Below are 21,850 nucleotides of genomic sequence, written 5' to 3'. Positions count from 1 at the left end.
CGTGGCGCCCCGTCCGACCCTGGTGTACCAGGGGCGTTGGGCACCCTGACCGGGATCGGGCCGCTGTGCGCCACATGGCGTAGACGTGACGGCCGGCAGGTTCTATCCAGTACACGGCACACCGTGCCGGGGCCGGTCACCGTACCGGCCGCCCGGCGCCGCCCGGACTCCTCGTGGGCTCGGGGGAACCGTCACGTGCGAGAGCGAGACCGGGGGACGCTCCCGGCACGGGCGGGTCCACGGGGGCGGCCGGCGGCGGGACCGACCTGGGGAGCCCGGTTCCGCCGCCCGTGCCGCATCGGACGACGGGCGCCGAGGCGGTCACCCGTCGAACGCCCGCTCCTTCAGCCGGTCCACCGCCCGGACCGTCAGCCACTGGCGTCCCGTCACTATCCAGCCCTGGGAACGCCATTGCTCCAGGACGCGGCTCACCGTCCGCCGGGAGGTGAGGAGGAGGCCCGCCAGGTCGTCCTGGGAGAGGGTGAGGGCTATACGGCGGCCGGGGCCGTCCGGTTCCGGCAGGCCGCAGCGTTCGACCAGGTCGAGGAGGAGCGCGGCGAGCCGGGCGGGAACCGGTTCGGTGATGCCGGCGCGCTGGGTGTCGGCCTCGCGCAGCCGTCGTACCAGCGTCTGCTCGAAGGCGGCGGCGATGCCGGGGCGGGCCCGGGCCAGCACGTGGAAGCGGTCGGCGGGCAGGTGCAGCAGGTCGGCGGCGGTGGCCGTGACCAGCGTGGCGGAGCGGCGGCCGTTCTCCACCGAGGCCTGCTCGCCGAGGAGTTCGCCGGGGCCGCGCAGCGCGAGCAGGGCGCGGTAGCCGGCGTGCGACTGGGCGACGACCTTGACCCAGCCGTGCACCAGCACGACGAGATGGTCGGAGCCCTCGCCCTGGGTGAGGAACTGCCGGTCGGCGGCGAGCGGCACCCGCGTCGCCGCCCGCAGCAGCGCCGCCCGGTCGGTGGCGTCGAGGGCCTCCCAGAAGGGGGCGGGGCTGGTCACCACGGTTCACAGTGTGGCCCCGGGACCGCGCCCCGAAACCTGCCGGTCCCGCCGGAGGGCGGCGGGCGACGGCTCAATCCCCCTTCCTCGCCCATGACTTGAGAGCCGCCTTGTCGGCGAAGTCCGCCACGTTCTTGTCGTGCGGGTCGCTGGTGTACTGGTGGAATCGCCACTTGGCCTCAATGCGCGGGTGGCCGGCACTGACGTAGTCGGCGATCCAGAGGCCGTCGCCGGCGAACGAGGTGCTGTCGACGTTCAGCCAGAAGTTGCGGTTCGTGTACAGCACCACCCGGTGGCTGGGCCGCAGTTCCTGGACTGATCGGATGAAACGATCCTTCTCGGCGTTGCTCGCACGCGTGCCGTCGCCGGTGGTCTCCCAGTCGACGGCGAGGATCTCGCCCGCCTTCTCGGGGGCGTGCTTGACGAAGTACTCGGCCTGGGCGGTGAGGTTGCCGGGCCAGAGGAAGTGGTAGTAGCCGACGACCAGTCCGGCGTCGCGGCCGGTCTTGGTCTGGGCGGCGAGCTTGGGATTGACGTACGAACGCCCCTCCGTCGCCTTGATGAAGACGAAGGAGAGGCCGTCCGTGTCGTAGGCGGAGGACTGGTACGCGCTCACGTCGATTCCGTGCAGCATGTGGGGGGACTCCCTGGGTGCCGGTGGGGGGTGTCAGGAGTGGGGTCAGGAATTGGAAGTGCGTATTCCGTATTCCCCGGATCGGCACCGGCGATCCGCGTGGGCGCGTGATTTGTCAGCTCCGGGCGGCCACCTCACCCAGCACGGCCGCCGACTTGGTCGACCAGTCCGAGGTGATGATGCTGGCGTGGTCGGCGGCGAGCAGCGCGAGCCGCGCCGCGACCTCGGCGTCCGTCGGGCTGGTCGAGGAGATCGCCGGTGAGACGTTGTAGGCGTCCGTCATGATCAGGATGTAGTGGTTCGTGGAGTAGAACGACGTGTCGTAGCCGTTGTTGACGTAGGTCGCGGCGTCTCCGTCGAAGAACACGAACCAGGGGCGGATGCCGGCGTCGTACCGGCTGGTGCGCGGGTCCCCGTTCTCGGCGCCCAGCACGGCCGGGAAGGCCTGGGCCGCGGAGATCTGCCCGGCGGCGTACAGGTCCCGCAGGTGGTCGCCGTACTCCTCGTCGGTCCAGTAGTGGTCGAACGGGTTGGCCTGCTCCACCGTGCCCGGGATCAGCTCGAAGATGAACTTGCCCTTGAGGGCGTCCCGGGTGGGCCAGGCGTTCGCCTGGGCGGCCGCGTCGAGCGTGGAGTAGGAGGAGCCGAGCAGGTCGGCGGGCTTGTACACGCTGCTGCCGAGCTTCTGCGACACCAGCGTGTCGAACTCGTCGGGGCCGAGGCCCACGTTGTTGTTGAACCCGACCTTCAGCTCGACCTTGACGACGACGGGCGCGTGGTCCGGGTGCAGCTGCTCCCAGGCGGCCATGTTGTCCAGGCAGCTGCCCAGATCCTGGTTGCGGCTCTGGCTGTACAGCTCACTGGGAGCGTCGGCGTACTCGCAGTTGTTGTCGTTGCCCCACGGGTTGCTGTGGCTGACCCGCCACCGCTTGGTGAGGCTGTCCGCGTACACGTCCAGCTCCAGCAGCGAGGCCCCGGAGTCCAGCGCCTGTGCCCAGTAGGTGTACTTGTCCTTCTCGTACGCGTTGTGCGTGCCGATGGTGGTGGTTCCGGAGAACTTCGTCGCACCCGTGTCCGCGTGCGCGGTGCCGGGCGCCACCAGGAACAGCGCCCCGGCAGCGGCGACCGCCGCCAGCCGTCTGAGAATCCGCATAGCCCAACTCCCTCGGTTCGATGGTGAGTTGGCGGCAGCGTAGAAGCAGGCGGTTACTGCACGGTAGCCCCAGGGGGAACTCCGGTTCTGCGCAGGGCCGGTTCCCTCGGCTGTCGCTCGCCGAGCTACTCGGTGATACCGTATAGTGGTACTCGGTACTACGTAGTACTGGCGACATCGAAGGGGGGTCCGTGTGGACGACCTGACGGAGATGCTGAAGGGCACGCTCGAGGGTTGCGTGCTCGAGATCGTCGGCGGTGAGGAGACCTACGGATACGCCATCACGCGTCGGCTGAACGAACTCGGCTTCGCCGACGTCATCGAGGGAACCGTCTACACCATCCTGCTGCGGCTGGAGAAGAACGGGCTCGTCCAGGTGACGAAACGACCGTCCGGGGTGGGGCCGCCGCGCAAGTTCTACGCACTCAACGACGCGGGGCGCGAAGAGCTCGGCAAGTTCTGGGCGAAATGGGAGTACCTCTCGTCACGGATCGACAAGCTCAAGGAGGGCGGGCGATGAACTTCTGGGAGACCGTTACCGGCAGCGACCTCACCAGGGAATGGAAGGCGTTCGAAGTCCGGGCCGGGGCATTGCCGCCCGACCACCGGGCGGCGTGGGAACAGATCAAGGCCCACCTCTTCCCCTACGGGGACTTCACGGGTCGCAACCTGATGCCGATCCTCGACGGTGCCCTGGGGCTGCTCGAAGAAACGGCGGCCGACGGGCAGAGCGTTCACGAGGTGCTCGGCGACGACGTCGCGGGCTTCAGCGCGGCGCTGGCCGGCGGAGAGGGGGCTCGCGGCTATCGCGACCGGTGGCGCGAGCAGTTGAACCGGAACGTCGCAAGGAAACTGGGCCGGCTGGGAGGCTGACGTGGGCATCCAGGACATCATCGAAGGCAAGAAGCAGTGGCGGGCGCACATGGCGCGGGTCAAGGCGCTCCCGCCGGACTACCAGATCGTCTACAAGGAGATGCAGAAGTACTTCTTCAAGATCGGACCGGTCGGCTTGATCGACGGGACCCTGCTCCCCGGGATCGTCGATTTCTTCGAAGAGGGCGTCGCGTCAGGCCGGGGAGTCCTGGAACTCGTCGGCGACGACGTCGCTGCCTTCTGCGACGACCTGGTCAAGGACTCGCGCACCTACGCGGAGATCTATCAGGAGTCCATCAGCGGGAAACCCGGCACGGCCGAGCAGTAGGACCGACCGGCACGGAGACCACGCGGCTACGGGCGCAGTGAGACCAGATGCCAGTGCCAGGCGTCGAGCGCGACGAACAGACCCTGGTCGGCCAGTTCGTCACCGTCCCGGTCGTAGGTGCCCTCGTCTAGCAGCCCGGTCAGTTCGCACGACCGTCCGCGAAGGTCCGGCCAGGGCAGCGGAACCCGTCCCTGGGCGGGCCGGCCGGAGTAGTTGATCACGACGAGGTACCGGTCCCGGCCGGTGGTCCAGGACCAGGCGAGCAGATCGCGATGGGTGTCGTTGTCCGGCCAGCCCGTACAGGTCAGCAGCTGCCAGTCACCGTCGCGGACGGGGGCCACGGCGGCGAGCAGGCGGCCGTGGAAGTCGAGCAGGGACTCGTCGGCCGGTTCCTGCGGGCGGCGTGAGAGGAACACGGGCAGCCGTACGCGCCGTCCCTCGAACTGGCCCTCGTGCCACAGCGTCGCGCCCGGCAGCGTGGCCACGGCCACGGCTGCCGCGCGTTCCCGCTCGACGGGCAGGACGGCGGCGGCCCGGGGCTCGTCGTGGTTCTCGAGGAATCGGACGAGCCTGCGCTGGTAGGCGAGGTCGGCGCCGAGGTGGGCGCGGACGGATCCGGCGTCCTCGTGGACCAGCCGGTCGTAGAGCCGCTTGTCGTAGCAGTGGTCGAACCCCTGCTGCTGGAGGGGCCATTCGAGATCCCAGTACGCCTCCGCGACGAACAGGAGACCGGGGTGGCGGGCCCGCACCCGGGGGATCACGTACGGCCAGAAGTCCTCCGCCGGCACCGGGCCCGCCCGGTCCCCCCAGGTCTTGGCGAACACGTCGTTCATGAGGAGCATCGCCATGTCGCAGCGCACCCCGTCCGCCTGGTCGCCGATGGCCACCAGCGTGTCCACCGCCGCCGCCCGCAGCTCCTCGCTGAACGCGTTCAGCTGGACCACGTCCGGCCACGGCGCGAAGTACGGGTCCCGGCCCCGGGCGTACACCTGCCCGCCGGCCTCCAGATAGGCCTCGGGTGCGCGGGCCAGGTCGTCCGGTGTGCCCCGGACCAGGCAGCCGGGCCGCTCGGCGAGCCAGGGGTGATCGGGAGCCACGTGGTTGGGGACGTAGTCCAGGATCAGGCGTACGCCCCGCGCGGCGAGTTCGGCCCGTGCCGCGGCCAGCCCTTCGGGGCCGCCGAGTTCCGGGTCGACGACGTAGTCGCGCACGCAGTACGGGGATCCGGCGATGTCCGCCCGGGTGAGGTCCGGCAGCGCCTCGCGGAACGAGGCGAGCAGCTTCTCGTCGCGCAGCGCGATGCCCAGTCCCGCCGGGCTGCGCTCCCACACACCCATCAGCCAGACGGTGTCGACACCCGGCCGCGCGGCCTCGTCCCACGCCTCACCGGGCACGTCGCCGAGCGTGACCCGGCGCCCGTGCCGCACGCTCAGCTCACCCAGCCAGACAAGGGTGTTGATCTCGTGGACGACGGTCATGACAGCGGCTCCTCGCGCAGGGCGCCCCAGTCGCCGGCGCCGACGAGACGGAAGAGGGTGGCGGTGACGGCGACGAGGCCGGTCCAGCCGGTCTGGTGAGAGGCGCCGAGACCCGCGCCGGTGTCCCCGTGGAGGTACTCGTAGAACAGGACCAGGTCCCGCCAGTCGGGGTCGGTGGCGAACTCCTTGCGGTCGCCGTGCACCGGGCGGCGGCCCTCGGCATCGCGCAGGAAGGCGCCGGTGAGCCGGCCGGAGATCTCCCGTGCCACCTCGTAGAGGTTCATCCTCCGGCCGGAGCCGGTGGGGCACTCCACGGTGAAGTCGTCGCCGTGGTAGGCGTGCAGGTTCAGCAGGGCGCGGACGAGAAGGATGTTGATCGGGAACCACACGGGTCCGCGCCAGTTGGAGTTGCCTCCGAACATGCCCGAGTCGGACTCGGCGGGCAGATAGCCGACGCCGTAGGTCTCCCCGTGCACGTCGAAGGTGTACGGATGCGCGGCGTGGTGGCGGGACAGCGAGCGGATGCCGTGCGGGCTCAGGAACTCCTCCTCGTCGAGCATCCGGGCCAGGATGCGGCGCAGCCGGTCCTCGTCGAACAGGGCGAACAGATGCCGCCCGGCCGCGTCGGCCCCCGGTACATGACGGGACGACACCAGCGCCTCGACCGCCGGATGCCGGCGCACGAACTCCGCGGCCTCCTCGGCGAGTTCGGGGAAACGGCGGTCCGCCCAGCCGCCGATCACACTGGTCGCGGCCAGCGGGATCAGCCCCACCAGGGAGCGCACCTTCAGCCGGGTCGCGGTGCCGTCGGGCAGCCGCAGGACGTCGTAGAAGAAGCCGTCCTCCTCGTCCCACAGACTGTGGTTGTCGTCGCCGATGCGGTTCATGGCGACCGTGATCCACGCGAAGTGCTCGAACAGGGTCTGCGCCTGCTCCACGTAGACGGGGTTTTCCTCGGCGAGCTCGACGGCGATCTCCAGGAGGTTCTGGCAGTACAGGGCCATCCACGCGGTGCCGTCGGCCTGGTCGAGATGGCCGCCGGTGGGCAGCGGGGCACTGCGGTCGAAGACCCCGATGTTGTCCAGGCCGAGGAAACCTCCCTGGAAGACGTTGTTGCCGTCGACGTCCTTGCGGTTGAGCCACCAGGTGAAGTTCTTCGTCAGCTTCTGGAAGGCGCTCTCCAGGAAGACCCGGTCGCCGCGGCCCGTGCGGTGCTTCTCCAGCTCGTAGACGAAGAGCACGGCCCAGGCGTGCACCGGCGGGTTGACGTCGCCGAAATTCCATTCGTAGGCCGGGATCTGGCCGTTGGGATGCAGATACAGCCGGCGCAGCAGCAGCTCCAGCTGTGCCTTGGCGAAGCCGATGTCGACCATGGACAGGGCGATGGTGTGGAAGGCGAGGTCCCAGGCCGCGAACCAGGGGTACTCCCAGGTGTCCGGCATCGACATGATCTCGTCGTTGACCATGTGGAACCAGGCGCTGTTGCGGACGCGCGGGTCGGCGGCCAGCGGATCGACGCCGTGTTCGGTGAGCCAGCGCTCGACGTCGAGGTGGTAGTACTGCTTGCTCCACAGCATCCCCGCGAGCGCCTGCCGCACCACCCGGCGCTCGTCCTCGCCGAGACCGTCCGGGACGACGCCCTCGAAGAAGACGTCCGCCTCCGCCCGTCGTGCCTCCATGACCGGCCCGAACTCCGCCCACGGGTCGTCCGGCCGGGTGTCGCTCAGCCGCAGCCGGACGGTCGCCTTGTCACCGGCCGGCACGGTGAGGACATGGAGCACGGAGGCCTTCGTCCCCGTCTGCGCCGGGTTGACGGCACCGGTCTCGCCCTGGACGACGTACCGGCCGATGCCGTCCTTGACGTACGGGACGGCGTTCGGGCTGCCGAAGATCCGCTCGTTGTCGGTGTCGTTCTCGGTGAACAGGGTCCCCGCGTCACCCGTGAAGCACAGCCACCGGGTGCCGAGTTCCTCGTGGTCGGCGCGGATCGCGCCCGGGACCCGCCGCAGGCCCGGCACGGCCGTGCCGCCCGCCCACGACCAGGTGTGCCGGAACCACAGCGTGGGCAGCAGGTGCAGCACGGCCTCGTCGGGGCCGCGGTTGTGCGCGGTGATCTCGACGAGCAGGTCCTCGGGTCCGGCCTTGGCGTACTCGACGACCACGTCGAAGTAGCGGTTCTCGTCGAAGACGCCGGTGTCGAGGAGTTCGTACTCGGGATCGTGGCGCCCGCGGGCCTGGTTGACGGCCACCAGGTCGTCGTACGGGTAGGCGCCCTGCGGGTACTTGTAGAGGTACTTCATGTACGAGTGGGTGGGCGTCGAGTCGAGGTGGAAGTAGTACTCCTTGACGTCCTCGCCGTGGTTGCCCTCGGCGTTGGTCAGGCCGAACATCCGCTCCTTGAGGATCGGGTCGCGGCCGTTCCACAGGGCGAGCGCGAAGCACAGCCGCTGCTTGTCGTCGCTGACGCCCGCGATGCCGTCCTCGCCCCAGCGGTACGCGCGGGAGCGGGCCTGGTCATGGGTGAAGTACGACCAGGCGTCACCGCCGGGGCTGTAGTCCTCCCGGACGGTCCCCCACTGCCGTTCACTGAGATACGGCCCCCAGCGCCGCCACGCGGCCCGGCCTGCGTCGGCCTCCGCCAGCCGTAGCCGTTCGGCGTCCGCCCCGCCCTCGTTCTCCGTCATCGCCCGCCCCTTCCCACGCGACACCTGCACCCAGACTCCGGTGTCCCGGACTCCGCCGCAACGCCCCTGCGAGACCGCGACTGCCGAAGCCGCCTGCGGTCCCCCCGGACGAGCCTCCCCGGACGCCGTACGGTTCAGGACCGCTCATCGCGGCAGCGGTAGCCCCATACGTCTACCTTGCCGTGCCCGTGCGGACGGCCCTTGGGTCAATCGACTGCCTCCAACACCCAATGCATGGACGTACGTTGGCCATTCGGTCGATCGACCGAAGTGGACCGGGCCGAAGCGGCGGCAGAGTGACGGCGGTCCCGCGGCCGCTGACGGTATGCGTGCCGGCGTGCCCACTGACTCTTCCCGACAGCAGCCCGGTACGTCACGTCACCCACGCAGCATGTCCGTCAAGGAAGGGATGCGCCATGTCAGACCGGACGCCGGAGCTGAACCAGACACCGGGCACGACCACGGACGGCCCGGCCGACCGCCTCGCCGAACTCTCGCAGAAGGCCGAGGAGGCGCAGCGGGTCGTGGCACCGCGCCACGACCCGCTGTCCGCACATTCGAAGGCAGGGGGCGTGGGGCTGGTCGGCCCTATCCCCTCAGCACTCGATGATGTTCACCGCGAGCCCGCCCCGGGCCGTCTCCTTGTACTTGACGCTCATGTCGGCGCCCGTGTCCTTCATGGTCTTGATGACCTTGTCCAGGGACACCTTGTGGGAGCCGTCGCCGCGCATGGCCATGCGGGCCGCGGTGACCGCCTTGACCGCGGCCATGCCGTTGCGCTCGATGCAGGGGATCTGGACCAGGCCGCCGACCGGGTCGCAGGTGAGGCCGAGGTTGTGCTCCATGCCGATCTCGGCCGCGTTCTCGACCTGTTCCGGGGAGCCGCCCAGCACCTCGGCCAGCGCGCCCGCCGCCATCGAGCAGGCGGAGCCGACCTCGCCCTGGCAGCCGACCTCGGCGCCGGAGATGGACGCGTTCTCCTTGAAGAGCATGCCGATCGCGCCGGCGGCGAGCAGGAAGCGGACGACTCCGTCCTCGTCGGCGCCCGGCACGAAGTTGATGTAGTAGTGCAGGACGGCCGGGATGATGCCCGCCGCGCCGTTCGTGGGCGCGGTCACGACCCGCCCGCCCGCCGCGTTCTCCTCGTTCACGGCCATCGCGTAGAGCGTGATCCACTCCATCGCGTGCGCCAACGGGTCGCCCTCGGCGCGCAGTTGGCGCGCCGTGATGGCGGCACGGCGGCGGACCCGCAGGCCGCCCGGCAGGATTCCCTCCCGCGACATCCCGCGCGCGACGCAGGTCTGCATCACCCGCCAGATGTCCAGCAGACCCTCGCGGATCTCCTCCTCGGTGCGCCAGGCCCGCTCGTTCTCCAGCATCAGCGCGGAGATCGACAGACCCGTCTCCTTCGTCAGGCGCAGCAGCTCGTCGCCCGTGCGGAAGGGGTACTTCAGGACCGTGTCGTCCAGCTTGATGCGGTCCGCGCCGACCGCCTCCTCGTCGACGACGAAGCCGCCGCCGACCGAGTAGTACGTCTTGGACAGCAGCTCCGCCCCGGACGCGTCGTACGCCCAGAGGGTCATGCCGTTCGCGTGGTACGGGAGCGTTTTGCGGCGGTGCAGCTTCAGGTCCGCGTCGTAGGAGAACGCGATCTCGTGCTCGCCGAGGAGCGACAGCCGCTTCGTGGCCCTGATCGCCTCGACCCGGTCGTCCGCGCCCTCCACGTCGACCGTGCGCGGCGAGGCGCCCTCCAGGCCGAGCAGCACCGCCTTCGGGGTGCCGTGGCCGTGGCCGGTCGCACCCAGCGACCCGTACAACTCGGTCCGTATCGACGCGACGGAGTCCAGCAGTCCTTCGTTGCGCAGGCGCCGTGCGAACATGCGGGCCGCGCGCATCGGGCCGACGGTGTGGGAGCTCGACGGACCGATGCCGATCGAGAACAGGTCGAAGACCGAGATGGCCACGGGAACTCCTCCGAAAAGGGCGGGGGCACACGCCATCGGGTGCCCCCGCCGGGGAACTACTTGTTCAGACCGGGGTACAGCGGGTGCTTGCCGGTCAGGGCCCGGACCCGGGCCTTCAGGGCCGCCGCGTCGTAGGACGGCTTCAGCGTCTCGGCGATCACGTCCGCGACCTCGGTGAAGTCCTCGGCCGTGAAGCCGCGCGTGGCCAGCGCCGGGGTGCCGATCCGCAGACCCGAGGTGACCATCGGCGGGCGCGGGTCGTTCGGGACGGCGTTGCGGTTGACCGTGATGCCGACCTCGTGGAGACGGTCCTCGGCCTGCTGTCCGTCCAGTTCGGACTCGCGCAGGTCGACGAGGATCAGGTGGACGTCCGTACCTCCGGACAGGACGTTCACACCGGCCTCGCGGGCGTCGGGCGCGGTGAGCCGCTCGGCGAGGATGCGCGCACCTTCCACCGTACGACGCTGGCGCTCCTTGAAGTCCTCCGAGGAGGCGACCTTGAAGGAGACCGCCTTCGCCGCGATCACGTGCTCCAGGGGACCGCCCTGGAAGCCCGGGAAGACGGACGAGTTCAGCTTCTTCGCGAAGGCCTGGCGGGCCAGGATGATGCCGCCGCGGGGACCGCCCAGCGTCTTGTGGGTCGTGGAGGTGACCACGTCGGCGTACGGCACCGGGTTCTCGTGCAGACCGGCCGCGACCAGGCCGGCGAAGTGGGCCATGTCGACCCACAGGTACGCCTCGACCTCGTCGGCGATCCGCCGGAACTCGGCGAAGTCCAGCTCGCGCGGGTAGGCCGACCAGCCGGCGATGATCACCTTCGGCCGGTGCTCCTTGGCGAGCCGCTCCACCTCGGCCATGTCGACGAGACCGGAGTCGTCCACGTGGTAGGCCACGACATCGAACTGCTTGCCGGAGAAGTTCAGGCGCATGCCGTGGGTCAGGTGGCCGCCGTGGGCGAGGTCGAGGCCCAGGATGGTGTCGCCGGGCTGGGCCAGCGCGAACAGGGCCGCCTGGTTGGCGGAGGCACCGGAGTGCGGCTGCACGTTGGCGTACTCGGCGCCGAACAGCTCCTTCACCCGGTCGATGGCGATCTGCTCGGTGACGTCGACGTGCTCGCAGCCGCCGTAGTAGCGGCGGCCCGGGTAGCCCTCGGCGTACTTGTTGGTGAGTACCGAGCCCTGCGCCTCCATGACCGCGACCGGAGCGAAGTTCTCCGAGGCGATCATCTCCAGGGTGGACTGCTGGCGCTCCAGCTCGGCGTCGACCGCGGCCGCGACCTCCGGGTCGAGCTCGTGCAGGGGCGTGTTCAGAACGGACATCTGTTTCTACGACTCCTCAGCCGGTGTCTGTGCGGCCCTCAGCCGGCGGTGAAGGCGGTGTACTCGTCGGCGGAGAGCAGCTCGGCCGGCTCGTCCGTGACGCGCACCTTGAACAGCCAGCCGCCCTCGAAGGGGGCCGAGTTCACCAGGGAGGGGTCGTCCACGACGTCCTCGTTGATCTCGGTGATCTCACCGGTGACCGGCGAGTACAGGTCGGAGACCGACTTGGTCGACTCCAGCTCGCCGCAGGACTCGCCCGCGGTCACGGTGTCGCCGACGGCCGGGAGCTGGACGAAGACGACGTCACCGAGCGCGTTGGCCGCGTGCTCCGTGATGCCGACCGTCGCCACGCCGTCCGCGGCGGCCGACAGCCACTCGTGCTCCTTGCTGTAACGCAGCTGCTGGGGGTTGCTCATGGCCTGAATTCTCCTGTACGCGGGGGAGTGCTGGTGAAAGAGGACTGCTGGAAACACGCGTGAGCAGCGGAAATGTGCGCAGGGTCACGCGCTGCCGCGCTCAGTGTCTCGCTGTGGATCTGCTTCGGGCGCCGCGGGACTACTTCTGGCGCTTGTAGAACGGCAGTGCCACGACCTCGTGCGGTTCGTGGTTGCCCCGGATGTCCACGCCCACGCCCGCCGTGCCCGGCGCCGAGTGCGCCGCGTCGACGTACGCCATGGCGATCGGCCTGCCCAGCGTGGGGGAGGGGGCACCGGAGGTGACCTCGCCGATCACCTCGCCGCCGGCCACCACCGGGTACCCGGCGCGCGGCACCCGGCGGCCCTCGGCGACCAGGCCGACCAGCACCCGCGGCGGCTTCGCCGCGGCACGGCCGGCGGCCTCCTGAAGAGCCTCGCGCCCCACGAAGTCGCCGTCCTTCTCGAACTTCACCACCCGGCCGAGCCCGGCGTCGAAGGGGGTCAGCGAGGTGGTCAGCTCATGCCCGTACAGCGGCATGCCCGCCTCCAGGCGCAGGGTGTCCCGGCAGGACAGCCCGCAGGGCACCAGGCCCACCGGGGAACCCGCCTCGGTGAGCGCCTGCCACACCTCCACCGCGTGCTCGGGCTTCACGAACAGCTCGAAGCCGTCCTCGCCGGTGTAGCCGGTGCGCGCGATCAGCGCCGGGACCCCGGCGACGGTGCCGGGCAGCCCGGCGTAGTACTTCAGGCCGTCCAGGTCGGCGTCGGTCAGCGACTTCAGGATCCCGGGCGACTCCGGTCCCTGGACGGCGATCAGCGCGTACGCGTCCCGGTCGTCCCGCACCTCGGCGTCGAACCCGGCGGCACGCTCCGTCAGCGCGTCGAGGACCACCTGGGCGTTGGAGGCGTTGGCCACCACCAGGTACTCGGTCTCGGCCAGCCGGTAGACGATCAGGTCGTCGAGGATGCCGCCGTCGGCCCGGCAGATCATGGTGTAGCGGGCGCGCCCGACGCCGACGGAGGCGATGTTGCCGACCAGGGCGTGGTTCAGCAGGGCGGCGGCCTGGGGGCCGGTCACGGCGATCTCGCCCATGTGGGAGAGGTCGAAGAGCCCGGCCCTGGTCCGCACGGCGACATGCTCGTCGCGCTCGGATCCGTAGCGCAGGGGCATGTCCCAGCCGGCGAAGTCGGTCATGGTGGCGCCGAGCGAGCGATGCAGGGCATCGAGCGCGGTACGGCGGAGTCCAGCGGAATCGGAACTGCTCATCGGTCGGTCGTCTCCCAAAGATCCCAGGGCATGACAGGCGAGGTCTGTCCTCCCCATCTGTCATCGGAACCTGAGAGGTTCGCCCTGACCACAGCGGTGGTCACGGCTTGCACCTTGGGTGGGGCCGCCGACACGGCGGCCCGCTTTTCAGATGTGCCTCGCCCGCGCGGTAACGGGGGCCTGAGAGATTCAAGGGAGGGACTTGCTCCTTCGGCGCCCCAGCGAAGGCTGCTGGGGACTCTCCCGCGCGGATTCGAACGGCCGGTATGCAGTTGGCGGGCACATCATTGCATGCCGGGCGGAGCTTTGTAACAGGCCTGTGGCCGGAAGCGGACGGAACCGCGAGACACCGTGCATTACCTTCTCTTTACAGTAAGTGGGGAGAACCTTTCCTGAACCCCCAGGGAGGACGATCACGGTGACAAGGACCACGGCATACGCGGCGACGACGGGCATCGCCCTGCCCGAGCAGTCGACGGCCCCGGCCCGCGAGCGGTGCGGGGGGCTCCCGGCGCCGGTCGTCCGCGATCTGCGCGACCGGGCCGGCCGCAGCCCGCACGGCCTGCTCTTCGGCCCCCGTGACCTGGTCGTGGTCACCGGGCTGCCCGGCAGCGGCAAGTCCACCCTGATGCACCGCACCGTCCAGGGCATACGGATCGACTCCCAGGACACCCGAGACCGCTGGGACGCCCGGCTGGCCCGCTTCCTGCCGTACGCCCTCTACCGCCCGCTGGTCCGCCTCGTGCACTACGCCGGGCTGCACCGCGCGCTGCGTACCGGCGAGGGCGTGGTGGTGCACGACTGCGGTACCCAGGCCTGGGTGCGCGACTGGCTGGCCCGCGAGGCCCGCCGCCGCGGTGGCACCCTGCACCTGCTGCTCCTGGACGTCGCGCCCGGCACGGCACTGGACGGCCAGCGCGAGCGCGGCCGGGGCGTTTCCCGGTACGCCTTCCTGCGCCACCGCCACGCCGCCGCCCGCCTGGTGCGCGCGGTGGAGCAGGGCGGGATGCCCGAGGGTGTGGGTTCGGCGGTGCTCCTCGACCGGGACTCGGCGGACGTGCTGTGCCGGATCGCCTTCCGGGAGGCGGAGAAGCTCGCCGGGTGAGGCATTCCGGAAAGCGGAGCGGCTCAGGGGGTGAGGCATTGTCACAGCCACCCGCTAGCCTTTTCAGCCTCAGCAGCAGTGGTTTCCAGCAGGCGGTAGGCAGATGGACTTCCCGGCGGACATTCCCGCGGACTTCCCGGCACAGGCGCACCCCCACCCGCACGGCGGTTGGCCCGGCAACGAGTTGGAGGAGGTGCTGTCGGCCTCCCTCGGCGTACCCGCGGCTGCGGGCCGGCTCATCGAGGTACTGGCCCGCAGTTTCCTGTGGATCCCGCTGCCGGAGGGCGGCGGTCCGCACAGCGGCCCGCTGGATCTGCCGACCACGGAGATCGAGGGCCAGGTGTACGTCCCGGTCTTCAGCTCCGAGGAGCAGTTCCGCCAGGTGGTCGGCTCCCATCTGTCGTACACGATCGCCCCGGCCGTCGAGTTCGCCCGCGGTCTGCCCCCGCAGGTCGGCATAGCCGTGAATCCCGGGGGAGTGGTGGGCGTCCCGCTGCCGCCGCAGGCGGTCGCCGAGCTGTGCCGGACCGGCCGCAGCGAACTGGACGGCCCCGCCTCGGGCGGCCGGGTCCGGCTCTTCGAACCGGACTGGCAGGAGGACCCGATGGACTTCCTGGCCGCGGCCTCCGCCGAGTTCGCGGCGACCGGCGTGGTCGCCACGGCCCGCCGCTGCCTGGCCGCGGTCGAGACGGCGGACCCCATGATGTTCGTGGGCGTCGAACTCTCCCAGTGGGAGGGGGACATCAGGGCGCTGCCGCTGGAGGCGCTGGGCAAGGCCCTCGGCCGGGTCCCGGTGAAGTGGCCGGTGAACCTGGTCCTGCTGGACGTGGCGGACGACCCGGTGGGCCACTGGATGCGGGAGAACGTCCGCCCCTTCTATCAGTACGGTCACTAGGAACCCCCCGAGGACAGCCGACCGGGGGCGCGCGGCCGTGCCGATCTGCGGCTCCGCCGCGCGGGCGCGCTCAGCCACGACGAAACCCGCACCCGCCGACGGACCATCGGCGCCACTCCCCTCGGCGCTTAAGCTGTCTCCGAACGCGGGGCGACCTCCAACGCGGGGCAACTCAATGAAGGGGCGGTAACACGTGAGCGCCAGCGGCACCGCGGCGGCCGGACAGGTCGAGCACATGCTGCGCCAGGTAACCCCCGGGCGCTACGACGCCTACGAGGCACTCCTCCGCGCCCTCGCCACGCCCTCCTCCGGCCAGATCTGGATGCTGCTCTGGCACGGCCAGGCCGGCTCCCCCGACGCCCAGTACGGGAACATGGAGGTCGACGGCCACGGCTACGCCCCCTGTGTGACCTCGGCCCAGGAACTGTCGGCGAGCGGCTGGAACCGCTCGTACGAGGTGGTCGACAGTCTCGACGTGGCCCGCACGCTCTATCCCGACCACTTCGGCCTGTGGCTCAACCCGCACGCCCCGGGCGGCGGCGTCGGCATCCCCTGGCTGGACCTGCGCCGGATCGCGACCGGCCTGGACCGCCAGCCCGCGGGGCCGCTGCGGCTCGCGGAACCGGCCATCGAGATCCCGCAGTTCTATGCGCTGCTGTCGCAGAACGCCCACCGTACGCCCGCGATCCGCTCCCTGCGGCGCGCCTGGGTGCAGCCGGCGCTCGGCGCGCCGTATCTCGCGATCGGGCTCGACGTGTACGACACGTCGCCGCCGGCCGTGGACTCGGTGCGGGCGATGATGCAGCAGTCCATCGGCGCGGTGCCGGACGGGCTGCCGGTCTCGACGGTCGCCATGACCGACGAGTACGACCCGGTGGTGATGTGGATGCGGGCGACGGCACGGCCGTTCTACGACCGCGAGGCACACGCGGCACTGCCACCGGCACCGGTGGCCGGGTACGGGTATCCACCGGCGCCCGGCGTGTACTGAGGTGGGGCGGAAGAGCTTCGTGGTGACGGCGTGGAATACGCCGTAGTGCGCCTTCTCGAGGCGGAACTTCTGGAATTCCACCGTGGGCCGGAATTCCCTTGGTGTTCGCCTCGTGCACGGCGTATCGGATGGTGGGGCCGCTGCCGTGGGTCCGGCCTGACGTCCGCGACGTGGTGACGGTGAGGGTGTACGCGAGCGTCGCGGGGACACGGAGGCGGACGCCGGAATGGGCGGCGAGGCGCCGATCGGAATTCCCGCGAATGCGCGGATTGCCTTTCCTGTGAGGCGGGGGAGAATCGCTCATGGCCGAGAAGGGTGGGACAAGTTCGCGGCGTGCCGTGATCCAGGTCACATGCCGCTCGGCGGTCCCGGAGTGAGGGTGTACCTCTGGAGGAGTCTCCGCGTGTAGACGAGGGTCTTTGGTCCGATTATGTGACGGATCGCTGGGCTTGCCCCCGTCCGACAGGTGTTACCCGTTGTTCGGATAACGAAACTCCTTGCTCGTATCACGGTTACGCATCCATTCACCGTCAACTCTGGCAACTGGTCGCCGCAGCGTTGAAGACTCGCGCTCCAAGGGGTGTTCACCCCTGCCCAGGTGAGAGTGATCATGCCGCTACCAGCGGCAAGTGCAAGCCGGCTACAGCCGGTTGAGAGGGGTCCCTGCCAGATGACGGCACCATTGCACGAGCCGACCGCGGAAGCGGCCCCGGGCGCGGCCGAAGAGGCGGCTGCCGCCGCCGGTGAGAAGGCCGTGCAGGGGCGCTCCCTGGGCCGGATCGCCTGGGAGCGCCTGAAGCGGGACAAGCTCGCCCTCACGGGCGGCGTCGTCGTCCTCCTCCTCGTCGTGGTCGCCCTGCTCGCGCCAGTGATCACCCACCTGCTCGGTCAGGACCCGGACGCCTACAACGAGAGCCTGATCGACCCGCTCTTCGGCACCCCCAAGGGGTCCCTGGGCGGCATCAGCGGCGACCACCTGCTGGGCGTCGAGCCGGTCAACGGCCGCGACATCCTCGCCCGCATCCTCTACGGCGCCCGCGTCTCGCTCCTGGTCGGCTTCCTGTCCGCCCTCGTCGCGGTCGTCCTGGGCACCGTGCTGGGCATCCTGGCGGGCTTCTTCGGCGGCTGGGTGGACTCGCTCATCAGCCGCGTGATGGACGGCCTGCTGGCCTTCCCGCAGCTCCTGTTCACGATCGCCCTGGTCTCCGTGATGCCGAACGACATGCTCGGCCTGTCCGGGTCCAACGTGCGCGTCTTCGTGATGATCCTGGTCATCGGCTTCTTCGGCTGGCCCTACATCGGACGCGTGGTGCGCGGCCAGACGCTCTCGATGCGTGAGCGCGAGTACGTCGAGGCCGCGCGATCGCTGGGTGCCGGGCGGTTCTACATCCTGTTCAAGGAACTGCTGCCCAACCTGGTCGCGCCCATCATCGTGTACACGACGATGATGATCCCGACCAACATCCTCACCGAGGCGGCCCTCAGCTTCCTGGGCGTGGGCGTCAAGCCGCCCACGTCGTCCTGGGGACAGATGCTGTCGAGCGCCATCGACTACTACGAGTCGGACCCCATGTACATGGTGGTCCCGGGTGTGGCGATCTTCATCACCGTCCTTGCCTTCAACCTTTTCGGCGACGGCGTGCGTGACGCGCTGGACCCGAAGGCGTCCCGCTGAACAAGCCGTACCCAAAGCGTCCCGTGGCAGCAACACGGGGTCTCTCATCTAATCCGGAGGATCCGAGATCGTGACTACCCAACGCACCTCAGGGCGGCGTAAGCAGGCATTTGCCGCCGCTGCTGCGGTCGCCGCACTGCTGACCACGGCGGCGTGCGGCGGCAGCAGCGACGACAACGGCGGCGGTTCGAAGACCGGCGCCGCCGGCTTCGACGCCGCCAACAACAAGGTCGCCCAGGCCTCGCTGGTCAAGAAGGGCGGCACGCTGCGGTTCGGTGGTGCCCAGGACGCCGACTCGTGGGACACCACGCGTGGCTACTACGGCTTCATGTGGGACTTCGCGCGCTACTACAGCCGCCAGCTGGTCACGGGCAAGGCGGAGCCGGGCAAGGCCGGCGCCGAGCTGACCCCGGACCTCGCCACCGGTCTCGCCAAGGTCACCGACGACGGCAAGACCTACACGTACACCCTGCGTGACGGCGTCACGTGGGAGGACGGCAAGCCGATCACGTCCAAGGACGTGAAGTACGGCATCGAGCGCGTCTGGGCGCAGGACGTGCTGTCCGGCGGTCCGACCTACCTCAAGGACTTCCTGGACCCCAAGGGCGAGTACAAGGGCCCCTACAAGGACACGTCCAAGGACAAGCTCGGCCTGAAGGCCATCACCACGCCGGACGACAAGACGATCGTCTTCCACCTCCCGAAGGCCAACTCGGACTTCCAGGAGGTGCTGGGTCTGGTCTCGGCCTCCCCGGTCCGCCAGGACATGGACACCAAGTCCAAGTACGGCCTGAAGCCGTTCTCCTCCGGCCCGTACAAGTTCGAGTCCTACAGCCCCGGCAAGAGCCTGACGCTGGTGCGCAACACCGAGTGGAAGCAGTCCTCGGACCCGGTCCGCAAGGCGTACCCGGACAAGATCACCGTCCAGTTCTTCTCGGACGCCAACCAGCTGGACCAGCGCCTGCTCAACGGTGACCTGGACCTGGACATCAACCAGACCGGCATGTCCCCGCAGGGCCGCACCACCGCCCTGAAGGAGCACAAGGGCAACCTGGACAACCCGGTCTCCGGCTACATCCGTTACGCGGCCTTCCCGCAGAGCGTGAAGCCGTTCGACAACATCGAGTGCCGCAAGGCCGTCATCCTCGGTGCGGACCACGTCTCGCTGCAGACCGCGCGCGGTGGCCCGATCGCCGGTGGTGACATCGGCACCAACATGCTCCCGCCGTCCGTCCCGGGCTCCGAGGGCCAGAAGTACGACCCGTACGCCATCTCCGGTGCCGACAAGAACGGCAACATCGAGAAGGCCAAGGCGGCGCTGAAGGCGTGCGGCAAGCCGAACGGCTTCTCCACCACCATCGCGGTCCGCAACAACAAGCCGGTCGAGGTCGCCACGGCCCAGTCGCTCCAGGCGTCGCTGAAGAAGATCGGCATCAACGCCCAGATCGACCAGTACGACGGTTCGCAGACCACCGGCATCATCGGCAGCCCTTCGAACGTGAAGAAGAAGGGCTACGGCATCATCATCATGGGCTGGGGTCCGGACTTCCCGACCGTCCAGGGCTTCGGTCTGCCGCTGTGGGACAGCAAGTACATCGCGCAGAGCGGTAACAACAACTACGCCCTGATCAACGACAAGACCATCGACGGTCTGTTCGACCAGTACGTCTCCACGCTGGACGACGCGGGCAAGGCCAAGATCTCGACCGAGATCAACCACAAGGTCATGGAGGGCGCGTACTACCTGCCCTTCACCTTCGAGAAGTTCATCAACTGGCGCGGTGACAACCTCGCGAACGTCTACACGACGGACAACTACAGCGGTACGTACGACTTCGTGAACCTCGGTCTGAAGTCCGCCAAGTAATCCCGGCACACCCGCCGTACGGCACGAAAGGCAGGTGAAGGCCGGCGCGGCGTGGTCGCGGGCCATCGGACAATCTCCGGTGGCCCGCGGCCCCGCGGCGGGCCGTAAGCTGTGCTCGCTTACCTCATCAGGCGGCTGTTCGCCGCCGCAGTGATGCTCGTGGTCATCGTCATGGTGGTCTTCGGCATCTTCTTCCTCGTCCCCAAGTGGGCGGGCGTCGACATCGCCACGAGCTTCGTGGGCAAGCAGGCCGACCCGGCAGCCGTCGAGGCCGTACGGCAGAAGCTGGGCCTGGGCGACCCGATCTACGCCCAGGTCTGGCACTTCTTCAAGGGCATCTTCGTCGGACGCACCTACTCCGGCGGTGGCGATGTCACCCACTGCGCCGCGCCCTGCTTCGGCTACTCCTTCCGTAGCGAGCAGGCCGTCTGGCCGGTGCTCACCGACCGCTTCCCGGTGACCCTGGGACTCGCGCTCGGTGCCGCCGTGCTGTGGCTAGTCTTCGGTGTCGCGGCCGGTGTGCTCTCCGCCCTCAAGCGGGGCACCATCTGGGACCGCGGTGCGATGGTCGTCGCGCTCGCGGGTGTCTCCCTCCCCATCTACTTCACCGGTCTGCTCAGCCTGGCGATCTTCGCCTTCGGGCTGAAATGGATCGACGCGCAGTACGTGCCGCTCGACCAGAGCGTCAGCGGCTGGTTCGGCGGCATGATCCTGCCCTGGATCACCCTCGCCTTCCTGTACGCGGCGATGTACGCCCGGATCACCCGCGCGACCATGCTGGAGATCCTCGGTGAGGACTACATCCGCACCGCCCGCGCGAAGGGCCTGACCGAACCGGTCGTCATCGGCAAGCACGCCATGCGCTCCACGATGACCCCGATCCTGACCATGCTCGGCATGGACCTCGGCGCCCTCATCGGCGGCGCCATCCTGACGGAGTCGACGTTCAACCTGCCCGGCCTCGGCCGCGCGGTGCTCGACGCCATCCGGAACCAGGACCTGCCCATCATCCTGGGCGTCACGCTGATCACTTCTCTCGCCGTGCTGCTCGCCAACCTCGTGGTGGACATCCTGTACGCCGTGATCGACCCCCGAGTGAGGCTGACATGACCGACCTGAGCAAGAGCGGAGCCGCCCTGGGTGAGCCCACCTCCGGCTCCGCCGCCCCGACCTCCTTCCTGGAAGTGCGTGACCTCAAGGTCCACTTCCCGACCGACGACGGTCTGGTCAAGTCCGTCGACGGGCTCAGCTTCACGCTGGAGAAGGGCAAGACCCTCGGCATCGTGGGCGAGTCCGGCTCCGGCAAGTCGGTGACCTCGCTCGGCATCATGGGCCTGCACACCGCCGGCCAGTACGGCAAGCGCAAGGCGCAGATCTCCGGCGAGATCTGGCTGGACGGCACCGAGCTGCTCTCCGCCGACCCCGACCACGTGCGCAAGCTGCGCGGTCGCGAGATGGCGATGATCTTCCAGGACCCGCTGTCCGCGCTGCACCCGTACTACACGATCGGCCAGCAGATCGTGGAGGCGTACCGGATCCACCACGACGTCTCCAAGAAGGTCGCGAAGAAGCGTGCGGTCGAGATGCTCGACCGGGTCGGCATCCCGCAGCCCGACAAGCGCGTCGACAGCTACCCGCACGAGTTCTCCGGCGGTATGCGCCAGCGCGCGATGATCGCGATGTCGCTGGTCAACAACCCCGAGCTGCTCATCGCGGACGAGCCGACGACCGCCCTGGACGTGACCGTCCAGGCGCAGATCCTCGACCTGATCCGGGACCTGCAGACGGAGTTCGGCTCCGCGGTCATCATCATCACCCACGACCTGGGCGTCGTCGCCGAGCTCGCCGACGACCTCCTGGTGATGTACGGCGGCCGCTGCATCGAGCGCGGACCGGCCGACAAGGTGTTCTACGAGCCCCGCCACCCCTACACCTGGGGCCTGCTGGGCTCGATGCCGCGCCTGGACCGTGAGCAGCAGGAGCGCCTGATCCCGGTCAAGGGCTCCCCGCCCTCGCTGATCAACGTCCCGTCCGGCTGCGCCTTCAACCCGCGCTGCCCGTACGCCGACATCCCGAAGGACAACGTCACCCGCACGGTCCGCCCCGAGCTGACCGAGGTCGGCAGCCAGCACTGGGCCGCCTGCCACATGACGCAGGAGCAGCGGGAGCGGATCTGGACCGAAGAGATTGCGCCGAAGCTGTGAG

19 protein-coding genes and 1 riboswitch are annotated in these 21,850 nt (G+C 69.5%); of the genes, 10 read left to right on the top strand and 9 right to left on the bottom strand.

Translation table 11 applies throughout. From position 1 onward, the window contains the following. Nucleotides 1-321: 321 nt before the first annotated feature. The 3 genes from ACFWXC_RS41160 to ACFWXC_RS41150 all read right to left on the bottom strand — a co-directional run bounded on the left by ACFWXC_RS41160 (nt 322) and on the right by ACFWXC_RS41150 (nt 2,783). Entirely contained in the window at nt 322-999 is a 678-nt protein-coding gene (locus ACFWXC_RS41160; protein ID WP_384487306.1) for a Crp/Fnr family transcriptional regulator, read from the bottom strand. A 70-nt stretch (nt 1,000-1,069) separates the two neighbouring features. Continuing rightward, the gene (locus tag ACFWXC_RS41155) at nt 1,070-1,630 is read right to left on the bottom strand and encodes a glycoside hydrolase family 25 protein (protein ID WP_384487304.1); all 561 of its coding nucleotides are present in this window, start codon (nt 1,628-1,630) and stop codon (nt 1,070-1,072) included. A gap of 115 nt (nt 1,631-1,745) precedes the next feature. Continuing rightward, entirely contained in the window at nt 1,746-2,783 is a 1,038-nt protein-coding gene (locus tag ACFWXC_RS41150) for a phosphatidylinositol-specific phospholipase C domain-containing protein (RefSeq protein WP_384487302.1), read from the bottom strand. Nucleotides 2,784-2,976: 193 nt separating this feature from the next. Here ACFWXC_RS41150 and ACFWXC_RS41145 point away from each other — a divergent pair, with 193 nt between their 5' ends. The 3 genes from ACFWXC_RS41145 to ACFWXC_RS41135 are packed head-to-tail and all read left to right on the top strand — an operon-like array spanning nt 2,977 to nt 3,984. Continuing rightward, nucleotides 2,977-3,303 carry a PadR family transcriptional regulator gene (locus ACFWXC_RS41145; protein ID WP_384487300.1) on the top strand — a complete coding sequence of 109 codons (327 nt, stop codon included), beginning with the start codon at nt 2,977-2,979 and terminating at the stop codon, nt 3,301-3,303. After that, nucleotides 3,300-3,656, top strand: coding sequence for a DUF1048 domain-containing protein (locus ACFWXC_RS41140; RefSeq protein ID WP_384487298.1), 357 nt, complete (start codon nt 3,300-3,302; stop codon nt 3,654-3,656). Before ACFWXC_RS41145 ends, ACFWXC_RS41140 begins: the two co-directional genes overlap by 4 nt. Before the next feature lies 1 nt (nt 3,657). Next, a complete protein-coding gene (locus tag ACFWXC_RS41135) occupies nt 3,658-3,984 on the top strand; it encodes a DUF1048 domain-containing protein (protein ID WP_384487296.1) in 327 nt (108 codons plus the stop codon). Nucleotides 3,985-4,010: 26 nt separating this feature from the next. Here ACFWXC_RS41135 and ACFWXC_RS41130 read toward each other — a convergent pair whose 3' ends face one another. The 6 genes from ACFWXC_RS41130 to gcvT all read right to left on the bottom strand — a co-directional run bounded on the left by ACFWXC_RS41130 (nt 4,011) and on the right by gcvT (nt 13,112). Next, a complete protein-coding gene (locus tag ACFWXC_RS41130) occupies nt 4,011-5,462 on the bottom strand; it encodes an alpha-amylase family glycosyl hydrolase (RefSeq protein ID WP_384487294.1) in 1,452 nt (483 codons plus the stop codon). Then, on the bottom strand, nt 5,459-8,146 hold the full coding sequence (locus ACFWXC_RS41125) for a glucosidase (RefSeq protein WP_384487292.1): 2,688 nt from the start codon (nt 8,144-8,146) through the stop codon (nt 5,459-5,461). The genes ACFWXC_RS41130 and ACFWXC_RS41125 overlap by 4 nt, the downstream gene beginning before the upstream one ends. A gap of 596 nt (nt 8,147-8,742) precedes the next feature. Next, complete coding sequence (locus tag ACFWXC_RS41120; RefSeq protein ID WP_384487290.1) at nt 8,743-10,110, bottom strand: L-serine ammonia-lyase; 1,368 nt, start codon at nt 10,108-10,110, stop codon at nt 8,743-8,745. Nucleotides 10,111-10,166: 56 nt separating this feature from the next. Then, nucleotides 10,167-11,429, bottom strand: coding sequence for a serine hydroxymethyltransferase (gene glyA / locus ACFWXC_RS41115; RefSeq protein WP_384487288.1), 1,263 nt, complete (start codon nt 11,427-11,429; stop codon nt 10,167-10,169). Nucleotides 11,430-11,467: 38 nt separating this feature from the next. Then, on the bottom strand, nt 11,468-11,845 hold the full coding sequence (gene gcvH, locus ACFWXC_RS41110; protein ID WP_384487286.1) for a glycine cleavage system protein GcvH: 378 nt from the start codon (nt 11,843-11,845) through the stop codon (nt 11,468-11,470). Nucleotides 11,846-11,984: 139 nt separating this feature from the next. Beyond that, complete coding sequence (gene gcvT / locus ACFWXC_RS41105; RefSeq protein ID WP_384487284.1) at nt 11,985-13,112, bottom strand: glycine cleavage system aminomethyltransferase GcvT; 1,128 nt, start codon at nt 13,110-13,112, stop codon at nt 11,985-11,987. A 157-nt stretch (nt 13,113-13,269) separates the two neighbouring features. Beyond that, nucleotides 13,270-13,368: riboswitch (glycine riboswitch) on the bottom strand. A 162-nt stretch (nt 13,369-13,530) separates the two neighbouring features. On the opposite strand from gcvT, the gene ACFWXC_RS41100 reads away from it, so the two are divergent. The 7 genes from ACFWXC_RS41100 to ACFWXC_RS41070 all read left to right on the top strand — a co-directional run bounded on the left by ACFWXC_RS41100 (nt 13,531) and on the right by ACFWXC_RS41070 (nt 21,849). Next, nucleotides 13,531-14,217, top strand: coding sequence for an AAA family ATPase (locus ACFWXC_RS41100; protein ID WP_384487283.1), 687 nt, complete (start codon nt 13,531-13,533; stop codon nt 14,215-14,217). Nucleotides 14,218-14,320: 103 nt separating this feature from the next. Further along, nucleotides 14,321-15,112: an enhanced serine sensitivity protein SseB gene (locus ACFWXC_RS41095; protein WP_384487281.1), complete on the top strand. Its 792-nt coding sequence runs from the start codon at nt 14,321-14,323 to the stop codon at nt 15,110-15,112. 193 nt (nt 15,113-15,305) lie between these two features. Next, complete coding sequence (locus tag ACFWXC_RS41090; RefSeq protein ID WP_384487279.1) at nt 15,306-16,103, top strand: enhanced serine sensitivity protein SseB C-terminal domain-containing protein; 798 nt, start codon at nt 15,306-15,308, stop codon at nt 16,101-16,103. A 670-nt stretch (nt 16,104-16,773) separates the two neighbouring features. Further along, nucleotides 16,774-17,778, top strand: a complete 1,005-nt coding sequence (locus tag ACFWXC_RS41085; RefSeq protein WP_384487277.1) for an ABC transporter permease — start codon at nt 16,774-16,776, stop codon at nt 17,776-17,778. A gap of 70 nt (nt 17,779-17,848) precedes the next feature. Continuing rightward, nucleotides 17,849-19,645, top strand: coding sequence for an ABC transporter substrate-binding protein (locus ACFWXC_RS41080; RefSeq protein ID WP_384487275.1), 1,797 nt, complete (start codon nt 17,849-17,851; stop codon nt 19,643-19,645). A 111-nt stretch (nt 19,646-19,756) separates the two neighbouring features. Next, nucleotides 19,757-20,755: an ABC transporter permease gene (locus ACFWXC_RS41075; RefSeq protein WP_384487273.1), complete on the top strand. Its 999-nt coding sequence runs from the start codon at nt 19,757-19,759 to the stop codon at nt 20,753-20,755. Continuing rightward, nucleotides 20,752-21,849 carry an ABC transporter ATP-binding protein gene (locus ACFWXC_RS41070; RefSeq protein WP_384487271.1) on the top strand — a complete coding sequence of 366 codons (1,098 nt, stop codon included), beginning with the start codon at nt 20,752-20,754 and terminating at the stop codon, nt 21,847-21,849. The genes ACFWXC_RS41075 and ACFWXC_RS41070 overlap by 4 nt, the downstream gene beginning before the upstream one ends. The last annotated feature ends 1 nt before the right edge of the window (nt 21,850 follow it).

Source organism: Streptomyces sp. NPDC058683, assembly GCF_042716195.1.
In the GTDB taxonomy this organism is placed as follows: Bacteria; Actinomycetota; Actinomycetes; order Streptomycetales; family Streptomycetaceae; genus Streptomyces.
The sequence above is the reverse complement of the archived record's forward strand: the minus strand, read 5'-3'. Positions and strand labels throughout refer to the sequence as shown.